The 20840-nt window shown below is 42.4% G+C and carries 20 protein-coding genes; 5 read left to right on the top strand and 15 right to left on the bottom strand.

What is annotated here, in order from left to right:
- Nucleotides 1-184 precede the first annotated feature (184 nt).
- The 12 genes from ACNORC_RS01490 to ACNORC_RS01435 all read right to left on the bottom strand — a co-directional run bounded on the left by ACNORC_RS01490 (nt 185) and on the right by ACNORC_RS01435 (nt 10282).
- Nucleotides 185-913 carry an META domain-containing protein gene (locus ACNORC_RS01490; protein ID WP_418333811.1) on the bottom strand — a complete coding sequence of 243 codons (729 nt, stop codon included), beginning with the start codon at nt 911-913 and terminating at the stop codon, nt 185-187.
- Between the two features lie 121 nt (nt 914-1034).
- The gene (hflX, locus tag ACNORC_RS01485) at nt 1035-2255 is read right to left on the bottom strand and encodes a GTPase HflX (RefSeq protein ID WP_418333809.1); all 1221 of its coding nucleotides are present in this window, start codon (nt 2253-2255) and stop codon (nt 1035-1037) included.
- Nucleotides 2256-2341: 86 nt separating this feature from the next.
- Nucleotides 2342-3238: a DUF3078 domain-containing protein gene (locus tag ACNORC_RS01480; protein WP_418333808.1), complete on the bottom strand. Its 897-nt coding sequence runs from the start codon at nt 3236-3238 to the stop codon at nt 2342-2344.
- Nucleotides 3239-3241: 3 nt separating this feature from the next.
- Complete coding sequence (locus ACNORC_RS01475; protein WP_418333807.1) at nt 3242-3742, bottom strand: DUF2480 family protein; 501 nt, start codon at nt 3740-3742, stop codon at nt 3242-3244.
- Between the two features lie 9 nt (nt 3743-3751).
- Nucleotides 3752-4075 (bottom strand): SUF system Fe-S cluster assembly protein, encoded by a 324-nt coding sequence (locus ACNORC_RS01470; RefSeq protein ID WP_418333806.1) that lies wholly within the window; start codon nt 4073-4075, stop codon nt 3752-3754.
- Between the two features lies 1 nt (nt 4076).
- Nucleotides 4077-4502: a SufE family protein gene (locus ACNORC_RS01465; protein WP_503473623.1), complete on the bottom strand. Its 426-nt coding sequence runs from the start codon at nt 4500-4502 to the stop codon at nt 4077-4079.
- 48 nt (nt 4503-4550) lie between these two features.
- On the bottom strand, nt 4551-5789 hold the full coding sequence (locus ACNORC_RS01460) for an aminotransferase class V-fold PLP-dependent enzyme (protein ID WP_418333805.1): 1239 nt from the start codon (nt 5787-5789) through the stop codon (nt 4551-4553).
- Nucleotides 5790-5810: 21 nt separating this feature from the next.
- Nucleotides 5811-7124: a Fe-S cluster assembly protein SufD gene (sufD, locus tag ACNORC_RS01455; RefSeq protein ID WP_418333804.1), complete on the bottom strand. Its 1314-nt coding sequence runs from the start codon at nt 7122-7124 to the stop codon at nt 5811-5813.
- A 57-nt stretch (nt 7125-7181) separates the two neighbouring features.
- Complete coding sequence (gene sufC / locus ACNORC_RS01450) at nt 7182-7934, bottom strand: Fe-S cluster assembly ATPase SufC (protein ID WP_418333803.1); 753 nt, start codon at nt 7932-7934, stop codon at nt 7182-7184.
- A 24-nt stretch (nt 7935-7958) separates the two neighbouring features.
- Nucleotides 7959-8372 carry a hypothetical protein gene (locus ACNORC_RS01445; protein ID WP_418333802.1) on the bottom strand — a complete coding sequence of 138 codons (414 nt, stop codon included), beginning with the start codon at nt 8370-8372 and terminating at the stop codon, nt 7959-7961.
- Nucleotides 8373-8379: 7 nt separating this feature from the next.
- On the bottom strand, nt 8380-9825 hold the full coding sequence (gene sufB / locus ACNORC_RS01440) for a Fe-S cluster assembly protein SufB (protein ID WP_418333801.1): 1446 nt from the start codon (nt 9823-9825) through the stop codon (nt 8380-8382).
- A gap of 127 nt (nt 9826-9952) precedes the next feature.
- The gene (locus ACNORC_RS01435) at nt 9953-10282 is read right to left on the bottom strand and encodes a HesB/IscA family protein (RefSeq protein WP_418333800.1); all 330 of its coding nucleotides are present in this window, start codon (nt 10280-10282) and stop codon (nt 9953-9955) included.
- Between the two features lie 285 nt (nt 10283-10567).
- Here ACNORC_RS01435 and thiL point away from each other — a divergent pair, with 285 nt between their 5' ends.
- On the top strand, nt 10568-11620 hold the full coding sequence (thiL, locus tag ACNORC_RS01430) for a thiamine-phosphate kinase (protein ID WP_418333798.1): 1053 nt from the start codon (nt 10568-10570) through the stop codon (nt 11618-11620).
- On the opposite strand, the gene ACNORC_RS01425 is transcribed toward thiL, so the two are convergent.
- The 3 genes from ACNORC_RS01425 to ACNORC_RS01415 form a co-directional block, all read right to left on the bottom strand.
- Entirely contained in the window at nt 11617-11874 is a 258-nt protein-coding gene (locus ACNORC_RS01425; protein WP_418333797.1) for a DUF1660 family phage protein, read from the bottom strand. The genes thiL and ACNORC_RS01425 overlap by 4 nt on opposite strands.
- A 68-nt stretch (nt 11875-11942) precedes the next feature.
- Nucleotides 11943-12716 (bottom strand): alpha/beta fold hydrolase, encoded by a 774-nt coding sequence (locus ACNORC_RS01420; protein ID WP_418333796.1) that lies wholly within the window; start codon nt 12714-12716, stop codon nt 11943-11945.
- A gap of 89 nt (nt 12717-12805) precedes the next feature.
- Nucleotides 12806-14098, bottom strand: coding sequence for an aminopeptidase P N-terminal domain-containing protein (locus tag ACNORC_RS01415; protein ID WP_418333795.1), 1293 nt, complete (start codon nt 14096-14098; stop codon nt 12806-12808).
- Between the two features lie 119 nt (nt 14099-14217).
- Between ACNORC_RS01415 and ACNORC_RS01410 the strand changes: the two genes are divergently transcribed.
- The 4 genes from ACNORC_RS01410 to ACNORC_RS01395 all read left to right on the top strand — a co-directional run bounded on the left by ACNORC_RS01410 (nt 14218) and on the right by ACNORC_RS01395 (nt 20811).
- Nucleotides 14218-17064 carry a VPS10 domain-containing protein gene (locus tag ACNORC_RS01410; RefSeq protein ID WP_418333794.1) on the top strand — a complete coding sequence of 949 codons (2847 nt, stop codon included), beginning with the start codon at nt 14218-14220 and terminating at the stop codon, nt 17062-17064.
- A 253-nt stretch (nt 17065-17317) separates the two neighbouring features.
- Nucleotides 17318-17980: a succinate dehydrogenase cytochrome b subunit gene (locus ACNORC_RS01405; protein WP_418333793.1), complete on the top strand. Its 663-nt coding sequence runs from the start codon at nt 17318-17320 to the stop codon at nt 17978-17980.
- Nucleotides 17981-17992: 12 nt separating this feature from the next.
- Nucleotides 17993-19996: a fumarate reductase/succinate dehydrogenase flavoprotein subunit gene (locus ACNORC_RS01400; RefSeq protein ID WP_418333791.1), complete on the top strand. Its 2004-nt coding sequence runs from the start codon at nt 17993-17995 to the stop codon at nt 19994-19996.
- 71 nt (nt 19997-20067) lie between these two features.
- The gene (locus ACNORC_RS01395; protein ID WP_418333790.1) at nt 20068-20811 is read left to right on the top strand and encodes a succinate dehydrogenase/fumarate reductase iron-sulfur subunit; all 744 of its coding nucleotides are present in this window, start codon (nt 20068-20070) and stop codon (nt 20809-20811) included.
- Nucleotides 20812-20840 lie beyond the last annotated feature (29 nt).

Genomic DNA, 20840 nt, shown 5'->3' with positions numbered 1-20840 from the left:
TTTCAACTAAAAGTTGAGTAGTGTAGGGAATATAATTACCTAAATATAAGCAATTTATGCTTAATGAAAGTAGCTACCAGTATTTAAAATTAAAATTAAAGCCAATTCCATTATGGCATCAAAATATTTCAATAAAACTTAAAGAAATTACCAATTTCCCGGAGATGGACTTCTTAAAAAGAATTCAATCCTTGTATGCTTCTTTGTATGGTGACCAGATCTCGTACATAGGATCTCCCTTTGAACTTTTACCGCTGTGATGCCATTCTCCGTCCTTAACTTCATAATCAAAGGCTAATTTGGCGCCTACTCTACTGTCGTCACGAGAAAAGAACTCTATATTTTCCTGATATTTTCCATTTTCCGCAGAATACCTTCCTCCTCCGGTTCCAAAGAATTCTCCGGTATCAGAATTGAAAGCTACCCATTGGAACCGGTCACCGCCAAGGATCTTGATGGTGCGCCTTGCGCCCGGGGTACTGCGACGGAGTTCTCCATCCTTTTTTCGTCCGGTGATCACCCAGTTTCCACTTAGATCATTGGTATGAGGGGAGATCCTTTGCCAGGTCATCGTATCCTCGCCGGGAACTCTATGCATTACCAATTTATCTCCTGAAAGTTCAATCGCATACTCCCTGCTTTTACCAACCATGCCGGCGTCCTGGGTATAGAAGTCATATACTTCGGAATAATTTCCATTTAATGAATATTCCCCACCTTCTGCACTAATAAATTTATTGGTTTCATTTTCTTTCATTCCGCTAGCAAAATATCCATCTTCATAGATCCGGATCGTTTCCCGATTGATCACAGGTTCTCCGTTGATCGATACAAGTTTCCAGGATCCGTCAAGGTCTTGTGCAACAGTAATTCCGCAAAAAAGTAGGACCAGTAAAAAGGTTAATTTTTTCATATCCAAAAGTTTAGTGGGAATTAAAGTTAATCATTTTCAGAAATAAAACTTCGGGATATAAGAAGACCTACCAGGTTTTCAAAACCTGGTAGGTCTGTTCTAAAAATAATTTCAGGTTTTCTTACTCTTCCTCGCCGTAAGTATCGTATTCCGGATAAAGGAAGTTGTTATACGGAAAACGGGTGATATGTATCTTTCTTACTGCTTCGTAGACTTTCTTTCTGAACTCCTCAAGGTTTTCCTTGTTCAAAGCTGAAATGAAAAGCACATCTTCACCCAAACGATTCATCCAGGTCCTTTTCCATTCTGCAAGAGTATAGTGAGAAGTCGTTTTTTCGGTCACGAGGTCGTCTTCATCTATTTCTTCGGGAGTATAGGCATCAATTTTATTGAACACCATGATGGTTGGCTTGTCTGCACTTTTTATCTCGTCGAGGATCTGGTTTACCGAAGCAATGTGTTCTTCAAAATTCGGATGTGAAATATCCACTACATGCAGTAACAAGTCGGCTTCCCTAACTTCATCAAGGGTAGACTTAAAGGACTCCACTAGCTGCGTGGGTAACTTTCTTATGAATCCAACCGTATCAGTTAGTAAAAAAGGAAGGTTCCTAATTACCACTTTTCGCACGGTAGTATCAAGGGTGGCAAAAAGCTTATTTTCCGCGAACACCTTACTTTTACTTATCACGTTCATGAGGGTTGATTTCCCAACATTCGTGTAACCCACAAGAGCGACCCGGACCAGCTGCCCGCGATTTCCGCGTTGCACTTCCATTTGCCTGTCTATCGTCTCCAGTTTCTTCTTGAGAAGGGAGATCTTGTCCCGCACGATTCGGCGGTCAGTTTCAATTTCTGTTTCCCCCGGTCCGCGCATCCCGATACCTCCTCGCTGTCTTTCAAGGTGAGTCCACATCCCGGCCAGCCTTGGAAGTAAATACTGGTATTGTGCCAGTTCTACCTGGGTACGAGCGTAACTGGTAGTAGCCCGTTGGGCAAAAATGTCAAGTATGAGATTGGTTCTGTCAAGTACCTTGCAATCAAGGATCCTTTCAATATTCTTTTGTTGGGCAGGAGAAAGTTCATCATCAAAAATGACAGTTCCGATTTCATTTTCCTGCACAAAGTTGCGGACTTCTTCCATTTTTCCGGAGCCAATGAAAGTCTTTGGATCTGGTCTGTCCATTTTCTGAGAATAGCGTCTTACAACTTCTCCTCCGGCTGTATAGGTGAGAAATTCCAGTTCGTCAAGATACTCCTTCAGCTTTTCTTCATCCTGTTCCCGGGTGACGATCCCGACCAAAACAACTTTTTCGTATTCTAAATCGTTCTTTTCTAACATAAATTGGTTTGAGAATCCATGCAAAGTTACGCAAATGATATCCAAAAGATACCAGGTGCGAAAATCAGCTTTTTAACTTAAAGGGATCAGAAGGTGTAGTTAAATCCTGCGCCAAAAACCTCCCTTATCTGGAATGCTCCAATGGTATTATCATCATAAATGGCCTGGAAGATCAGGTTGGCAGTGAGAAATTTGTTGATGCTCATTTCCAGGTTCATCAGGTAGTCGATATCTACATTTTCCGGATTTTCCAGGTAATTCGAGTACAGGTTCAGGGTATTTTCCATTTTCACATTTTCCACAATTTCCCATAGAGCGTACCCAGAGATGGAAGCTCCTAATTCAAATCTGGAAGATTTCCCCTGATCTACTCCGTAGTAACTGCCGTCCTTATATCCGGGAGTTGTGGTAAAGGCATCATCAACAAGAATGAAACGTGCTGTTGCAGGTGCAATATTAATAATAAGATTTTCATTCTTTTTCCACATCATTCCGGGACCAAACTGCAAAAAGGCAGGAGAAAGAAAATGAGTGGTTTCGGTTCGTAAAGTTTCTCCCGTTTCTTTGTTTTCCGAATACACGTAACCCTTCGTGAGCTGTGTTCTGAAATTGGTGAAGAACGAATAATACCAGTTCGAATCATTTAGTTCTTTCCCGGCAATGGAATTAAGTTCAAGGCGGTCACTGGTCTTTCTCGTGAACTCATCGCCGTTCTGTTTGGTAAGTCCATAGTTCGCCAGCAATTTATTATCCCATGAAAAACTACCTTTTCTGTAGTTTAGCTGGTAATCTAAAGAAAGATTTCCTGCAATGCTGGAAGTACCTCCGCCTCTCCACTCTTCATTGAATGCAGATTGATTAAAAAGAAGCTGGAATTTTCCTTGGGAGTTCCACCCTTCCGGATCTTTTTCTTCTTCTTCCTGTGCGGAAAGATTTGCAACAAAAAAAACTACTGAAAACAGGGATAGTAAATATTTCTTCATACTCTATTTTTTAAATAAAGGTACAGAAGAGCAAGCTTCACCATACATGATACTCTTCGCTACCGGCTGAAGTTTGGTAATGAGTTGAATATACGCATTTTCGGGAACAGGTTTTCTTGAACAGCCTTTGATAATAACCGGCATGTCTCTATACCCGCTGAGATCCATCTTTTCAATGATTTCGGAAAAAATCACTGTTTCCAAAAGTTGAAGATCTCCCACCACTATTTTTTGGGCATAGGGAGAAAGATAAGTGCTCAAAAGCATGTAAGCCCAACCCGGAATAATTGCATCTGTAGAACAGGTGAGAGCCACAAAAGTGTCCTGGTACTGTGACCAGTCATGTTCTTTGGCTTTTGCCCTGAAATCTCTTTCGCGCAGCACGAAACCTTCCAATAACCAGTCTTTAATATCAAAAAGAACTCTTTGTCCGGCAGGATAGAAATCCTCCAGATCTATAGTTACCAGTTTGCTGTTTGCTACTCTGTTTACGATCTCAGACATACCAATTCTTTATAGCATTCCAAGTTCGAGTTTGGCTTCCTCACTCATAAGGTCCTGACTCCAAGGCGGGTCAAATGTGATCTCCACTTCACAGTCTGTTACCTCGTCCATAGATTTTATCTTTTCCTCCACTTCCATAGGCAGGGATTCTGCCACGGGACAGTTAGGAGTGGTGAGGGTCATTAGCACCTTGATCTCATTGTCTGTGCTTACCATGACATCGTAGATAAGTCCCAATTCGTATATATCAACAGGGATCTCAGGATCATAAATAGTCTTGAGGACCGTTACGATCTTTTCACCTAAAACCTCTGAATTTTTTGCGTGTTCCATTTTAATTTAACTGTGTTTGATATGCTACTGCATACATTTTCAACTGCTTGATCATACTTACCAAACCATTTGCACGGGTAGGAGAAAGGTGCTCCTTAAGTCCTATTTCATCAATGAATTGGGTGTCAGCATCAATAATATCCTTTGGATGCTGATTTGAAAAAGCCCTGATAAGGATAGCAATAATCCCTTTTGTGATGATCGCATCGCTATCGGCTGTAAAAATGAGTTTTTCGTCTTCCATTTCCGCATGAACCCACACCTTGCTTTGACATCCTTTGATCAGGTTATCTTCAGTCTTATATTTTTCCTCTATCAGTGGAAGAGATTTACCGAGCTCGATCATATGTTCGTAACGCTGCATCCAGTCGTCGAACATTTCGAATTCGTCTACGATCTCGTTCTGTATTTCTTTTATTGTACTCACAGTTTTTGATTTTAATCATCGGAAACAAGAGTCTCCAAAAATGCGTTTTTAAGACAACATGTTTTTTGCCCTTTTCACGGCTTCAACAAAAATATCTATTTCCTCTTTAGTATTGTAAAAGGCAAAAGATGCGCGAACCGTACCGGGGATCTTATAAAAGTCCATTACCGGCTGTGCACAATGGTGCCCGGTGCGTACCGCGATCCCCAATTTATCGATTATCGTTCCAATATCATAGGGATGAATTTCTCCTATGTTAAAAGATATAACCGCTGTTTTTTCTTTTGAAAGTCCGTAGATCTTTAGGTCTTCTATCTCCAGGAGTTTCTCAGTGGCGTACTCCAACAGCTCCTGCTCATAGGCAGCTATATTGTCAAAGCCTATGGAATTCATATAATCCAACGCAGCGCCAAAAGCTATTCCGCCACAAATGTTTGGTGTTCCTGCCTCAAATTTATGGGGCAGATCGGCATAGGTGGTCTTTTCAAAAGTTACGGTGGCGATCATTTCCCCTCCTCCCTGGTATGGAGGAAGCTCTTTTAGCCATTTTTCTTTTCCGTAGAGCATTCCAACTCCGGTAGGTCCACACATTTTATGAGCTGAAACTACATAGAAGTCGGCATCCAGCTCCTGCACATCTGCTTTGATATGTGGAGCGGCCTGTGCTCCGTCTATCAAAACGGCCGCATCAACGGAATGGGCTTTTTCAATGATCTCCTTTATAGGATTTACAGTACCCAATGCATTGGAGACGTGGTTCACAAAGACCAGTTTGGTCTTTTTAGAAAGAAAGGCTTCATAATCTGCCATTTTTAGAGAACCATCCTCATTCATGGGAATCACCTTCAACACAGCTCCCGTGCGCTCGCAGAGCATTTGCCACGGCACAATGTTGGAGTGGTGCTCAAGTGCAGAAACAATGATCTCATCACCTTTTTTCAGAAGGGAAGCAAAACCATTGGCAACCAGGTTGATTGCGTGCGTGGTTCCTGCGGTAAAAATTATTTCGTGAGCCTTAGCTGCATTAAAATGCTTCTGGATCTTAATCCGCGCCTGCTCATATGCATCTGTGGCTTCTTGAGATAGGGTGTGAACTCCGCGATGAATATTCGCATTGTACCGTGTGTAGTAATCGGTTATAGCATCGATCACCTGCTGCGGAGTCTGAGAAGTTGCGGCATTGTCGAAGTAGACCAATGGTTTTCCATTGACTGTTCTCGAGAGAATAGGAAAATCCTTTCGAATGGATTCAACATCAAAATTCACTTTTTCAGCAGCAACTTTCATCTAAAACTTTTTGGTTGAGGATTACAGGTTGTAACCTACATTTACTCCCAGCTTCTCAGCTATTATTTTATTGATCCTTTTCTTTAGCTCCGGAATTTTCACACTCTCAAGCACGTTGTTGGCGAAGGCATACATCAGCAAAGCCCTGGCCTCTTTCATCGGAATTCCGCGCGAACGCAGGTAGAACAAAGCTTCATCATCCAACTGCCCAATAGTACATCCATGGCTACATTTCACGTCATCTGCAAAGATCTCCAGCTGAGGTTTTGAGTTGATCGTGGCTTTGTCGTCCAGTAGAATGTTATTGTTCGCCTGAAAAGCATTCGTTTTTTGCGCTTTTTGATCCACGATGATCTTTCCGTTGAAAACGCCGGTAGCGCTTTCACAGAAAACTCCTTTATAATCCTGGTGGCTCTCGCAATTTGGTTCTTTATGGTGCACCAGAGTATTGTGGTCAACATGCTGTTTCCCTTCGATCACTGTTACTCCCTTCAAGGTAGAGTCAATTCTTTCTCCTTTTTGGTAGAAGTTCAGGTTATTCCTGGTGATATTTCCGCCGAAAGAAAACGTATGCACAGAGCAAAAACTTTCCTGATGCTGTTCAATAAAGGTATTATCGATCAGGGAAGCAGTTCGGTTATCGTTCTGGATCTTATAGTAATCAACAATAGCACGTTTATCGGCATAGATCTCGGTTACCGAATTGGTCAATACCGGGTGATCTGTCAGGCTTTGATGTCTTTCAATGATCTGAACGTGTGAGTTTTCTTCCACCACGATCAGGTTGCGGGGCTGCACCATCAGTGCCGATTCATTTCCGGTAGAAAAATTCAGGATCTGAATAGGCTTGTCTGCCATAGTATTCTTCGGAATGTGAATGTACGCACCCTCTCTTGAAAAAGCGGTATTCAGGGAAGTAAGACTTTCCTGTGGCGCTATTTTGTTAAAGTAGTTATCCAGTACCGGCTTGTACTTTGAACTGTTCATTGCCGAAGACATCAGGCAGGCATCGATCTTGTCATGCGTAGTGGCTGAAAGATGCGAAGAATAGATCCCGTCGATGAAAACGATCTTGTAAGTGTCGATCTCGTCGATGAAATATTTTTCTACGTCCCTGTAGTCTATAGTGTCCTCTTTCTTCGGAAATACGGTATAATCGTACTTCAGGATCTTATTGAGCGAAGTGTATTTCCAGGCTTCCTGCTTACGGGTTGGAAAACCATTCGCTTCAAAATCCTTTATCGCACGGCTTCGGATCTCGTGAATGTCTGAATGCATATTCACGTTCTCTTCAAAAGCCAGAAAAGAGGATAGTAATTTATCTTTTAATTCCATGTTATTCAATATTGTCCTCCCAAAAAGGGAAAATTACGGGCATATTTTCCGAAGAAATTATGCGCCTACTTCTTCCTTGATCCAGTCGTAACCTTTTTCTTCAAGCTCGTAAGCAAGTTCTTTGGTTCCGGACTTCACGATCTTTCCGTCCAGCATTACGTGAACATAGTCAGGGATAATATAATCCAGTAGTCTTTGGTAGTGGGTAATGACCAAAGTAGCATTGTCGGGTCGCTTCAGTTTGTTCACCCCGTTGGCAACAATTCGAAGGGCATCGATATCCAGACCTGAATCGGTCTCATCCAAAATAGCCAGTTTCGGTTCCAGCATTGCCATTTGAAAGATCTCATTTCTCTTTTTCTCTCCTCCGGAAAAGCCTTCGTTCAAAGACCTCGAAAGGAATTTACGATCTATTTCCAAAAGTTCAGATTTCTCCCTGATCTTCTTCAGCATTTCATTGGCCGGCATATCTTCCAGGCCTTTTGCTTTTCTATTGGCATTGATAACCGTTCTCATGAAGTTGGTAACGGTCACTCCCGGAATTTCCACAGGATACTGAAAAGAAAGGAAAACTCCTTTGTGAGCTCTTTCTTCAGGATCAAACTGGGTAAGATCTTCGCCTTCCATGATGATCTCCCCACGGGTGACTTCATATTCTTCTTTTCCCGCAATTACTGAGGAAAGAGTACTTTTTCCGGATCCGTTAGGGCCCATAATAGCATGAACTTCTCCTGCGTTGATCTCCAGGTCTATCCCTTTCAATATTTTCAGGCCTTCTACTTTGGCGTGTAAATTCTTTATTTTAAGCATAACGTGTTGTATATGTGCAGATTATTAATCTAGCTCTTCATTATTATTTTGGGCAGGTACTTTAGCGCTGTCCACATTTTTCTTCGGTATTCTGATGATCTCTCTAATTTGAGCCAGTTCATCCCAACCTTCCGGTCCGGGATTCTGAATTATTTTCGCTCTAACTACTACCGGGATCATATCAAATTCATCTCTTTTTAAAGGTTCTACTTTTTCTACCAGTTCCATGGATACTGAATCCAATTCAACTCCGTAGATGAAATCTTTTCCTTTCAAAACAGCCGCATCGGCCAGGTAAATAAATTCGCCTTCAATTGTCTTCAGGCTGTCCTGAGCTACTTCATTGACTGCCGGCGTGACTTCTTCTTCCTTGCTGTCATCCCCGCAGGCGGCAAATGTGAAAACGATAAGTAATACTGCTAATAGTTTTTTTCCCATCTCGTGTTTATCCTACAGATCCCTCAAGGGAGATTTCTAATAGTTTTTGTGCCTCCACCGCGAATTCCATCGGCAGTTTATTCAGCACTTCTTTACTAAATCCATTAACGATCAAAGCGATGGCCTTTTCAGTATCGATCCCGCGCTGATTGCAGTAAAAGATCTGGTCTTCCCCGATCTTACTGGTAGTCGCCTCGTGCTCTACCTTTGCAGTTTTGTTCTTTGCTTCAATGTACGGGAAGGTATGTGCTCCACATTTATTTCCCATCAACAGGGAATCACATTGAGAAAAGTTCCTGGCATTGTCAGCCCGGCTGTTGATCTGTACAAGTCCGCGGTAGCTGTTTTGAGAATGCCCCGCAGAAATACCCTTTGAAATGATCGTACTCTTGGTGTTCTTTCCAATGTGGATCATTTTGGTTCCTGTATCTGCCTGCTGATAATTGTTGGTCAAGGCAATGGAATAAAATTCCCCTACAGAGTTGTCCCCTTTCAATATGCAAGACGGATATTTCCAGGTCACTGCAGATCCGGTTTCTACCTGGGTCCAGCTGATCTTGGAATTCTTTTCACAAATTCCGCGTTTTGTTACGAAGTTGTAAACTCCTCCTTTACCTTCCTTGTCCCCGGGGAACCAGTTCTGTACAGTGGAGTATTTAATTTCAGCATTATCAAGTGCGATGAGTTCCACCACTGCTGCGTGCAACTGGTTCTCATCACGTGATGGAGCGGTACAACCTTCGAGATAACTTACATAACTGCCTTCATCGGCAATTACAAGAGTTCTCTCAAACTGTCCAGTTCCCGCCTGATTAATTCGGAAATAAGTAGAAAGTTCCATGGGACATCTTACCCCTTTCGGAATATAGCAGAACGAACCGTCGCTAAATACTGCGGAATTTAATGCCGCGTAAAAATTATCTTTTTGAGGTACAACCGTACCAATATATTTTTTCACCAGTTCCGGGTGTTCCTGAATAGCTTCAGAAATAGAACAGAAAATAATACCTTTTTCAGCAAGTGTCTTTTTGAACGTGGTGGTTACAGATACTGAATCCATTACCACGTCAACTGCAACTCCTGCCAGTTTCTTTTGCTCGTCCAGTGAAATACCAAGTCTCTTAAAAGTATCCAGCAATTCAGGATCTACTTCATCCAGACTATCATACTTCGGCTTTTTGTTGGGAGCCGAGTAATAAGAAATGTTCTGAAAATTGGGTTTTTCGTAATGCACATTGGCCCACTCCGGCTCAATCATTTCCTTCCAGGCTTTAAAAGCCTCCAGGCGCCAGTTAGTCATCCATTCCGGCTCATTCTTCTTCAGAGAAATAGCCCGAACTATATCTTCATTAAGCCCAACAGGAAAGGTGTCAGATTCTATATCGGTATAAAATCCATACTTATACTCCTTATTGTCGAGTTCCTTTTTTAAATCGTCTTCAGTATATGCCATGTTTTGTCAATTCAAAATTTAAGGTTCAAGCTTCAGGCCTCTACCGTCTGCTCTTTAATCAAAGTTTTGGAGAACCTAAAACTCCATTTTTAGATGGAAACATTTAAAAAATGCTCCTTCCGAAGTGTTACAGGGAAAAACTTTCTCCACAACCACAGGTGCGCTGAGCGTTGGGGTTGTTGAACACAAAACCTTTTCCGTTCAATCCACCCGAGTATTCTAAAATAGTGCCGGCCAGATACAGGACGCTCTTTTTGTCAACAATGATCCTGATGCCATTGTCTTCAATCAATTTATCGCCTTCGCTCTGGGAATTATCGAACTTCAGTTCATAGGAAAGTCCGGAGCATCCTCCGCTTTTTACACCTACTCTCACAAAGTCGCGCAAAGCGTCGTAACCATCGTCTTTCATGAGGTCTGAGATACGTTTTTTGGCACTCTCGCTTACCTTTATCATATTCTTATAAAGATTAATTCTAAATTACGTGCAAATATAATACAAACAATATGTTTAACCATGCTAAAACGCATTAGAAAATGGTATGCAAGTATCAGCAGTTGCTATTAATTAAGGCCATTTCTAAAAAGGTCGTTTGCAGGCTAAAAAATTGATTGTCAAATACATTTGTTTTTCTTCGCATAAGTTTGAGCAAAAGGCAGACCAAACTTCCTGATTTTTGGAAGAACTCTCTTGATTTGATTTTATAAGCTTTAATTTTGCACTCATTAAACACAGCAGAATATGTTTCAGAATAGTGAAGAAAGCAGAACCAGTTTATCTGAATATGGAGAGTTTGGACTCATAGACCACCTTACATCGGGTTTCCCGATAAACAGGGAATCTACAGTGAAAGGAATAGGCGATGATGCTGCAGTAATAGATCATAAAGACCTACAAACTGTTGTAACTACAGACCTACTCGTGGAAGGTGTACATTTTGACCTTTCTTATATGCCGCTGAAACATTTGGGTTACAAGGCAGTAATGGTCAATTTGTCAGATGTGTATGCGATGAATGCCACTCCGGAGCAAATAACGGTATCGTTCGCAGTTTCTAACCGTTTTCCGGTAGAAGCGCTTGAAGAATTGTATTCAGGAATTGCTCTTGCGGCAAAGATCTACAATGTTGACGTAGTTGGAGGTGATACCTCCTCTTCTACTTCCGGATTGATCATCAGCATCACTGCTTTGGGAAGTGCCAAAAAAGAGGATATTGTATACAGAAGTGGCGCGAAGGTCAATGATCTGCTGGTGGTGACCGGCGACCTTGGAGCAGCTTACATGGGGCTGCAGGTTTTGGAACGTGAAAAACAGGTCTTTAAAGTAAATCCTCAGTCCCAGCCAGACCTGGAACCTTATACCTACCTGGTAGAACGGCAACTTAAACCCGAAGCCCGAAGAGATATCCCCGGACTTTTTAAAGCTCTGGACCTTAAGCCAACATCCATGATCGATATAAGTGACGGCCTTTCTTCGGAAACAATCCACTTGTGCAAAAATTCAAAAACAGGGGTAAATCTCTACGAGGAAAAAATTCCGTTAGATCCTGCCGTTATATCGGTATGTGAAGAGTTTCAACTTGACAGTACCACAATTGCACTGAATGGTGGAGAAGATTACGAACTGCTGTTTACAGTAGCTCAGTCAGATTTTGATAAAATAAAAGGCAACCCTAATTTCACTATTATTGGGCATATGACTGAAGAAAACGAAAGGATGCATTTGATCACCAGGGCCAATCAGAAGATCGAATTGATAGCCCGCGGCTGGAATGCGATGGGGAAAGAAGATTAAGAAGCCTTAGAAAGCACTTTTCTGGAACATTTTCTTCGGTAGATCTTAGCGACCAGTTCATTGGTCTCTTTGAACCTGGGAGTGAGCCTCGCAAGCGTTCCTTGCGTTGTGTCGGTCATTTCCAGAGCGCAGCGCGTGCAGCGATATTCAAAAATGTGGTCTGTAATTTTGTGCGTCACCTGCAGGTGATGACCAAAAAAGTAGCAGATCAATCTACCAACAGAGAACAGAAAGCTGGAGGGTTTCTTTTCCATATCTCATTGATTTTGTAGGGTTAGGTGTTTAAAAGTATAAAATTTTGTTATATTATCGACAAAAAACACTATTTAATCGATGAAATACATAACTTAAAAAATTCATTTTTATTTTCTATGTAGGATAAATGCCCCCCTGAAAAGCTGAAAAAGTCGCAGCCACACTGCGCTGCGAGGGCTTTAATTTTTTCCCAATCCATGATGGGATCCCTTTTTCCGGCAACTATAACTTTATGCCGTTTGAAGTTCTTCAGGACATTTGTCCGGTCCTTTCGTTCTTTCATTCCCTTTAATGCTGCCGTAATTCCCTTTGTGGCAGATCTATAGGCCCGGTCTTTTAATTCCTGCACCTCTTCTGAAAATTTTTTATCGTTCTCGGGTGGCAAAAGATTTGAAATAGCCATGCTGATATAAGCTTTCTTATTTTTCTGAACAACTTCTACAGAGCGGTCACGATTGATTTTTTTTTCTTCGGAATCTGCTGCGGGAGTAGAATTCAGAAGCATTAGATCCTGGACCATTTCCGGATATTTTTCGGCGAAGGCCAGAGTAACATAACCTCCCATGGAATGTCCGATAAAATTGCTTTTTTGGATCTGCAATTCCTCAAGTACGTCATGAACAGCTTCTGCCATAAGTTCCATGGAATGTACCTCGCCTATACATCCCGAATTGCCATGCCCCGGCAGGTCAATGGTGATTACTTGCCCATATTTAGAGAAATCAGGAATAAAATCTTTCCAGATTAAGTGAGATTCCAGGAAACCGTGCAACAGCACCAGGGGTTGTCCACTTCCATGGCTGGTGTAATAAATTTTAGTGTCCTTAAAAGTTATTTCCATAGGTTAGATTAATACAAAGAAGCCGCTAATTCAGGATCATAAGAGATCATGAACTGCGGCTTCAAAAAGGGTAAAAAAGGAACTCCTTTTTACGAGTTCATGATGTCTTCAATTTCATCTGCTTCAATAGGGATGTTGCGCATCAGGTTGAAAGGCTCTCCCTTTTCCTGAATTACCACATCATCTTCGAGGCGAATTCCGAAACCTTCATCAGGAATGTAAATACCCGGCTCTACGGTAAAGACCATATTCGCTTTCATAGGCTCATAAAGAAGTCCGTAGTCATGCGTATCGAGACCAATATTGTGAGAAGTACCATGCATGAAATATTTCTTGTAAGCCGGCCAGTCCGGATTCTCGTTCTGTACATCTGCTTTATCAAGAAGACCGAGTCCCAATAATTCGGAGGTCATTAATTTACCTACCTCCTTGTGGTATTCTTTCCACATGGTTCCAGGAACAAGCATTTTTGTCGCGTCGTTCTTCACCCGGTTCACTGCGTTGTAAACTTCCTTTTGACGTTTGGTATATTTTCCTGAAACAGGGATGGTTCTCGAAAGGTCACTGGCGTAATTTGCATATTCAGCCCCGGTATCCAAAAGCACCAGTTCACCTTCCTTACACTGCTGATTGTTTTCAATGTAATGCAATACATTGGCATTGTTTCCACTGGCAATGATCGGTGTATAGGCAAAACCTTTGGAACGGTTTCTGATCATTTCGTGCCAGTATTCAGCTTCTATCTCGTATTCCCAAACTCCCGGTTTTACGAATTTTAAAACTCTGCGGAAGGCTTTTTCAGTAATATCACAGGCTGTTTGCATAAGATCCAGTTCAATAGGATCTTTGACTGAACGCAACCTCTGAAGAATTGGGTTGCTTTTGGCCACCTGGTGCGCCGGGAAGTTCTTTTTACACCACTTGATGAAGCGGGCTTCTCGGGTTTCGGTCTCTACATTGGCGCGGTAATGTTCGTTTGTGTTCAAATAAACGGTATCGCACTGGGTCATTACCTCAAAAAAGACCTTTTCAAAATCTTTAAGCCAAAACACATTTTTGATACCTGAGACTTCGAAGGCTTTCTCTTTGGTTAATTTCTCACCTTCCCATACGGCTATATGCTCATTGGTCTCTGTTAGAAACAGCATTTCCCGGTGCTCTTCCGAAGGGGCATCAGGAAACAAAACAAGTATGCTCTTGTCCTGGTCCACTCCACTCAGGTAGAATAGATCTCTTGCCTGTTGAAAAGGCATGGTGCTGTCTGCACCAATAGGATAAATGTCATTGGAATTAAAGACTGCCAGGCTATTCGGCTTCATGTGAGCCGTAAAATTCCGGCGGTTTTTTATAAATAAATTGCGGTCGATCGGATTGTATTTCATCGGTCTGATTTTTCGATTTCCCCAAAATTAAAAGATTTAAAAGCAATAGGCTGTATTGCGGGAAAAAACTTTGTCAAACTGATGCTTTTTCCTAATTTCAGGCACATATATCCAACAAAATGAAAAAAACACTACTCTCATTTCTATTTCTGCTACTGGGAATTCAGATCTCCTTCCCGCAGCAACCTGCAACTTCTGGCGAAGCCGTAAAAAAAGCAGTCGAACAGAAAGATCAACTTAAGAAAACTTCCGACGTAAAAAATCTTCCTCTCCAGAACATTGGACCCACCATTATGAGTGGACGTGTGGTTGATTTTGCGGTAAATCCGGAGAATTCTACAGAATTTTATGTGGCTTACGCTACCGGCGGACTCTGGTACACCAATAATAACGGAACCACCTTTACTCCGGTAATGGACAATGCACCGACTCTTAATCTTGGTGATATTGCGGTAGACTGGAAGAACGGAACAATTTGGGCCGGAACCGGGGAAGTGAATGCTTCCAGGTCCAGCTATGCGGGGATAGGCCTTTTAAGATCTGATGATAAAGGAGAGTCATGGCAGTTCATGGGATTGCCAGATTCACATCACATCAGCAGGATACTTATAAACCCAAATAATCCTGATGAAGTCGTGGTAGGTGTTTTGGGTCATCTTTATTCCGAAAATGAAGAACGTGGGGTCTTCAGAACAACAGACGGCGGAAAGACCTGGGAGAAAACCTTGTTCATTGATCCACAAACAGGAATCATAGATATTTCAGTGGCGCCTAATGATTTTAATACCATGTATGCTGCTGCCTGGGAGCGGGAGCGAAAAGCATGGGATTTTAAAGGTTCCGGAGAAAGTAGCGGGATCTATAAAAGTACAGACGCCGGTAAAAGCTGGGAAAAGGTTTCTACTCCGGCTTCCGGATTTCCAACCGGCGAGGGAGTAGGACGGATAGGCCTTTCTGCTTTTAATGCTGAAACTATTTACGCTGTTCTTGATAATCAGGCGCATCGGGAAAAAGAAAAAGAGGAGAAAAAGGAAGGGCTCCAAAAAGAGGATTTTCAGGACATGTCAAAAGCTGCATTTTTGAAACTTTCCGAAGAAGAGCTTGGGAAATTTCTGAAAGACAATGATTTTCCGGAAAAATATTCAGCAAAGAAGGTCAGGGAAATGGTGAAGGACGACGAAATAAAACCGGCAGACCTGGCCCTTTATCTTGGGAACGCCAATGAAGACCTTTTCGATACTCCGGTGATAGGAGCTCAGGTTTATAAAAGTACCGATGGCGGAAAGACCTGGAAGAAAACTCACGACGATTACCTGGATGATGTGTATTACAGCTATGGATATTACTTCGGAATGATCCACGTGGACCCGAACGACGATAAGGCCATTTATATTTATGGGGTGCCTATTTTGAAATCTAAAGATGGCGGAAAGACTTTTGTTTCCATAGATGCTGAAAATGTACATGCAGATCATCATGCTTTATGGATCGATCCTAATATGCCTGGTCACCTCATTGATGGAAATGACGGCGGAGTGAATATCTCTTATGATGACGGGGAGAACTGGATCCTTAACAACAATCCGGCTGTGGGACAATTCTACTCAGTCAATGTTGACAATGAAAAACCATACAATGTGTATGGTGGGTTACAGGATAACGGAGTGTGGGTAGGGCCACATCTCAATGAAGAAAACGCTTCCTGGCAGGCCAATGGAGATTATCCTTTTAAACGATTAATGGGTGGCGACGGAATGCAGGTAGAGATCGACAACAGAAATTCAGACATAGTTTACACAGGCTTCCAGTTTGGAACTTATTTCAGGATCAACAGGGAGACGGGCGAGCGTACTTATATTCAGCCGAAGCACGAATTGGGCGAAAGACCTTATCGTTTCAACTGGCAAACACCTATTTTACTTTCTCCGCACAACCAGGATATTCTGTACCTGGGAGGCAATAAACTCATGCGGAGTATGGACCAGGGGAATACCTGGACTGCCATTTCTGATGATCTTACTGAAGGCGGAAAACCGGGTAATGTTCCCTACGGAACGCTCACTAGCATTAGTGAATCTCCGTTCCAGTTTGGATTGATATACGCCGGGAGCGACGATGGTTTGGTTCATGTTACTACTGATGGCGGGGGCAGCTGGACGAAGATCAGCGACTCCCTTCCTAAGGACCTTTGGGTTTCCAGGGTGATTGCCTCTGAATTTGAAAAAGACAGGGTGTATTTGACCCTTAATGGTTACCGATGGGATGATTTCAAACCTTATGTGTATGTTTCTGAAGATAAAGGAAAGACCTGGAAAGATATCTCAGGGAATCTTCCATTATCTCCTGTGAACGTGATAAGAGAAGATCCTAATAATGAGCAAGTATTGTACCTGGGAACCGATAATGGTTTGTACGTCTCTATGGACCGTGGAAATTCCTGGGCAGCCTTCAGTACCGGATTACCTGAGGTTCCGGTTCATGATCTGAGGATCCAAAAAAGGGAAAAACAGCTGGTGGTCGGGACGCATGGTCGTTCTATTTATCGTGCTGATATTAGCCCGATCTCAGACATGAAACCTGAAGACCTGGATAAGAAAATATGGGTAGCTCCAATTGCTGAAGTACGGTTCTCACCACGTTGGGGCAACAGCTACAGCAAATGGATGGATCCATACATGCCAAAAACAGAATTCGTGTTTTACAGTGCCGCTGCAGGAAAAGCTAAAGTGACTGTAAAAACTAAAGAAGGGCTGGTGCTTCGGGAATTTGAAGCAGAAGTTGAAAAAGGATTCAATACTGTAGAGTATGACCTGACTATTTCTGAAGCTGCAGCTAAAAAGCTTCCGGAAGAGAAACAGGCAAAAGAGAAACCTGCTTCCGGAAAAGTTTATATCCCTAAAGGGGAGTACAAAGTGGAAATCAAATTAAATTCTGCTACAGGTTCTCAAGACCTGATTATAAAATAATCTGAAAAATGCCATTTTTGGAAGGCGTGTGTAAGCTTAAAGAGTGATAGTAAAACTCCGGCTGGCACTACTCCCAAAAATGGCATTTTATGTTCACATTTTTAAATATAAATCCTTTGGAGGCAGAGGTTTCCATCGTTTTCGCTAATTCTTTATATCCATTCTAAATAAGCGTATAATAAACTATTATTGTTTGTCAGTGAATTGAAAGGGCGTATTTTTGTGACAATTCTTCATTAAAATATTTTAACCAATGGGTGGATTCCTCAAATCTTCCATAGCAAGAAAGCTTGTTATGGCCTTATCAGGACTGTTTTTGGTCTTTTTTCTACTACAACATTTCTTAATCAACTTCACTTCAGTTTTTGGTGCCGAAACGTTCAACGGAATTTCCCACTTTATGGGAACAAACTTCTTTGTTCAGTTTCTGTTGCAGCCGGTATTGATACTGGGAGTGATAGTACATTTTGTAATGGGCATCGTGCTTGAAATGAATAACCGCAGCGCCAGACCGGTAGGTTATGTCAAATTTCACGGAAGTGCCAACTCTTCCTGGATGTCCAGGAATATGATCTGGACAGGACTTGTTGTCCTGGCCTTTTTAGGGCTTCATTTTTATGATTTTTGGTTTCCGGAGATCTATCACAAGTACATTGTAATTGATCCGGAAGATCCAATGAGATACTATCCTGAACTGGTGGCGAAATTCGCTGACCCTGTTAGAACAGGACTTTACGTGATTTCCTTTATCTTCCTTAGCCTACATTTATTGCACGGCTTTTCTTCTTCCTTCCAAACGGTGGGATGGCATGAAAAGTTCTACAAAGGAATGAGAGGTGCGACCGTTGCCTTTTCGATCATTATCCCGATAGGCTTCATCTTTATAGCCCTTTTTCATTATTTTAATCAACTTTAATAGGTAAGGATTATGTCAGTTTTAGATTCAAAAATACCCAAAGGGCCGCTTGAAGAAAAGTGGACCAATCATAAGAACCATATTAACCTGGTCAACCCTGCCAACAAACGTAATATTGATATTATAGTAGTTGGGACAGGTCTTGCCGGAGGTAGTGCTGCGGCCACACTTGCTGAGCTTGGCTATAACGTGAAGACCTTCTGTTACCAGGATTCTCCTCGTCGTGCACACTCTATTGCTGCACAGGGAGGTATAAACGCATCAAAGAATTACCAGGGAGACGGGGATTCAGATTACCGACTTTTCTACGATACCGTAAAAGGTGGTGACTACCGTGCACGTGAAGCGAATGTATATCGTCTTGCTGAGGTTTCAGGAAATATTATTGACCAGTGTGTTGCACAGGGAGTTCCTTTTGCACGTGATTATGGAGGTCAGCTTGATAACCGTTCCTTTGGAGGGGTGCTGGTATCCAGAACATTTTATGCTAAAGGGCAAACAGGGCAGCAGCTGCTGTTAGGAGCTTATTCTGCAATGAACCGCCAGATCAACCGAGGAAAGATCAAATCTTACACCCGTCATGAAATGCTTGACGTGGTGATCGTGGACGGAAAAGCCCGTGGGATCATTGCCAGGGACCTTGTGACCGGCGAAATTGAAAGACATAGTGGCCACGCAGTTGTTATCGCTTCAGGGGGATACGGAAACGTGTTCTATCTTTCTACCAATGCGATGGGAAGTAATGCTACTGCAGCCTGGAAAGTGCATAAAAAAGGTGCATTTTTCGCTAACCCTTGTTTCACGCAGATCCACCCAACCTGTATTCCGGTTTCAGGAGATCATCAGTCTAAACTGACGCTGATGTCTGAATCTCTTCGGAATGATGGTCGAATCTGGGTTCCGAAAAAACTGGAAGATGCCAAGGCAATTCGTGAGGGAAGATTAAAACCTACCCAACTTGCTGAAGAAGACAGGGATTACTACCTGGAAAGAAGGTATCCTGCTTTTGGTAACCTGGTGCCTCGTGATGTGGCTTCCAGGGCTGCTAAAGAAAGATGTGACGCAGGTTACGGAGTGAACAAGACGGGTGAGGCTGTATTCCTTGACTTCGGAAGTGCTTTTATGCGCTACGGAAGGGAAGCGGTTTCCACTCAAAAAATAGAAAATGCTACCGATGAGCAGATCAAGAAACTTGGTCAAAAGGTAGTGGAGGCCAAATACGGAAACCTTTTCCAGATGTATGAAAAGATCGTGGATGAGAACCCGTATGAGACTCCAATGAAGATCTATCCTGCGGTACACTATACCATGGGTGGTCTGTGGGTTGATTATAACCTGCAAACTACTATCCCCGGATTGTATGCGGCTGGAGAAGCCAACTTCTCAGACCACGGAGCGAACAGACTTGGAGCTTCTGCTTTGATGCAGGGTCTTGCAGATGGTTACTTCGTATTGCCTTATACCATGGGTGATTATCTGGCTGCCGATATTCGTACTGGAGCCATTCCAACTGATAGTCCTGAATTTGATGAGGCTGAGAAATTAGTCCGTGGACAACTTGAAAAGCTGAAGAATACCAATGGTACAAAATCAGTTGACCACTTCCATAAACGTCTTGGAAAGATCATGTGGGACAAAGTAGGTATGTCAAGAAATGCTACAGGGCTTAAAGAAGCGATCGAAGAGATTAGACAACTAAGAGATGAATTCTGGAATGACGTTCGTATACCAGGGGACATGAATGGTATGAACACTGAGCTTGAAAAAGCAGGTAGGGTAGCCGATTTCCTTGAGCTGGGAGAGCTTTTTGCCAAAGATGCACTGCATAGAGAGGAATCTTGTGGAGGTCACTTTAGAGAAGAGTATCAAACCGAAGAAGGGGAAGCCCTTAGGGATGATGAGAACTTCATGTACGTAGCCGCCTGGGAATACACAGGTGACCCTGGAAAAGAAGTTCTGCATAAGGAAAACCTGGATTACGAATATATAGAAGTTAAAACGAGAAGCTATAAATAGAATTGAGAAGTTAGTATTTAGAAGTTAGATTTTTCTCAATACTCCATACTCAATACTCAATACTATAAAATATGAATCTTACACTTAAAATATGGCGTCAAAAAGATGCCGTCACTAAAGGAAAAATCGAAACCTACCAGCTGGGAGGAGTCGAGCCTGATATGTCTTTTCTTGAAATGCTTGACGTTCTTAACCAGGACCTGATAGACAAAGGAGAAGAGCCAGTTGTTTTTGATCATGACTGCCGCGAAGGAATCTGCGGAACATGTAGCCTTCAGATCAATGGAGAGCCACATGGCCCAGACCGCGGAATTACGACCTGTCAATTGCACATGAGAATGTTCAATGACGGTGATACTATTACCATTGAACCATTTAGAGCTAAAGCTTTCCCAGTGATCAAAGATTTGATCGTTGATCGTTCTGCCTTTGAAAGAATTCAGCAGGCGGGTGGATACGTTTCTGTAAACACTTCAGGAAATACACAGGATGCAAATGCTATCCTGGTTCCAAAGGACAATGCAGATACGGCTTTTGATGCGGCTACCTGTATTGGTTGCGGAGCCTGTGTGGCAGCATGTAAGAATGCGAGTGCCATGTTGTTCACTTCGGCAAAAGTAAGCCAGTTGAGCCTTCTTCCGCAGGGAGAAGTAGAAGCCAACAGGCGTGTGCTTGCCATGGTGGAGCAAATGGATAAAGAAGGTTTTGGAAACTGTACCAACACCGGTGCCTGTGAAGTGGAATGTCCAAAAGGTATTTCTCTGGAAAACATTGCCCGCATGAACCGCGAGTACATGAGAGCCAGCACAGAATAGACATTTTTAATAGATAGAATTGATAAGAC

This window comes from Salinimicrobium soli (genome assembly GCF_048323655.1).
GTDB classification, from domain to species: domain Bacteria; phylum Bacteroidota; class Bacteroidia; order Flavobacteriales; family Flavobacteriaceae; genus Salinimicrobium; species Salinimicrobium soli.
The sequence above is the reverse complement of the archived record's forward strand: the minus strand, read 5'-3'. Positions and strand labels throughout refer to the sequence as shown.

What these genes read in the sequence shown, in the direction of transcription:
- ACNORC_RS01470 (WP_418333806.1), bottom strand. Translation starts at nt 4,075, where the DNA reads ATGGAACACGCAAAAAATTCAGAGGTTTTAGGTGAAAAGATCGTAACG.
- sufB (WP_418333801.1), bottom strand. Translation starts at nt 9,825, where the DNA reads ATGGCATATACTGAAGACGATTTAAAAAAGGAACTCGACAATAAGGAG.
- ACNORC_RS01445 (WP_418333802.1), bottom strand. Translation starts at nt 8,372, where the DNA reads ATGGGAAAAAAACTATTAGCAGTATTACTTATCGTTTTCACATTTGCC.
- ACNORC_RS01395 (WP_418333790.1), top strand. Translation starts at nt 20,068, where the DNA reads ATGAATCTTACACTTAAAATATGGCGTCAAAAAGATGCCGTCACTAAA.
- ACNORC_RS01415 (WP_418333795.1), bottom strand. Translation starts at nt 14,098, where the DNA reads ATGAAATACAATCCGATCGACCGCAATTTATTTATAAAAAACCGCCGG.
- ACNORC_RS01405 (WP_418333793.1), top strand. Translation starts at nt 17,318, where the DNA reads ATGGGTGGATTCCTCAAATCTTCCATAGCAAGAAAGCTTGTTATGGCC.
- ACNORC_RS01400 (WP_418333791.1), top strand. Translation starts at nt 17,993, where the DNA reads ATGTCAGTTTTAGATTCAAAAATACCCAAAGGGCCGCTTGAAGAAAAG.
- ACNORC_RS01410 (WP_418333794.1), top strand. Translation starts at nt 14,218, where the DNA reads ATGAAAAAAACACTACTCTCATTTCTATTTCTGCTACTGGGAATTCAG.
- ACNORC_RS01480 (WP_418333808.1), bottom strand. Translation starts at nt 3,238, where the DNA reads ATGAAGAAATATTTACTATCCCTGTTTTCAGTAGTTTTTTTTGTTGCA.
- ACNORC_RS01425 (WP_418333797.1), bottom strand. Translation starts at nt 11,874, where the DNA reads ATGGAAAAGAAACCCTCCAGCTTTCTGTTCTCTGTTGGTAGATTGATC.
- ACNORC_RS01460 (WP_418333805.1), bottom strand. Translation starts at nt 5,789, where the DNA reads ATGAAAGTTGCTGCTGAAAAAGTGAATTTTGATGTTGAATCCATTCGA.
- ACNORC_RS01435 (WP_418333800.1), bottom strand. Translation starts at nt 10,282, where the DNA reads ATGATAAAGGTAAGCGAGAGTGCCAAAAAACGTATCTCAGACCTCATG.
- ACNORC_RS01420 (WP_418333796.1), bottom strand. Translation starts at nt 12,716, where the DNA reads ATGGAAATAACTTTTAAGGACACTAAAATTTATTACACCAGCCATGGA.
- hflX (WP_418333809.1), bottom strand. Translation starts at nt 2,255, where the DNA reads ATGTTAGAAAAGAACGATTTAGAATACGAAAAAGTTGTTTTGGTCGGG.
- sufC (WP_418333803.1), bottom strand. Translation starts at nt 7,934, where the DNA reads ATGCTTAAAATAAAGAATTTACACGCCAAAGTAGAAGGCCTGAAAATA.
- sufD (WP_418333804.1), bottom strand. Translation starts at nt 7,124, where the DNA reads ATGGAATTAAAAGATAAATTACTATCCTCTTTTCTGGCTTTTGAAGAG.
- ACNORC_RS01475 (WP_418333807.1), bottom strand. Translation starts at nt 3,742, where the DNA reads ATGTCTGAGATCGTAAACAGAGTAGCAAACAGCAAACTGGTAACTATA.
- ACNORC_RS01490 (WP_418333811.1), bottom strand. Translation starts at nt 913, where the DNA reads ATGAAAAAATTAACCTTTTTACTGGTCCTACTTTTTTGCGGAATTACT.
- thiL (WP_418333798.1), top strand. Translation starts at nt 10,568, where the DNA reads ATGTTTCAGAATAGTGAAGAAAGCAGAACCAGTTTATCTGAATATGGA.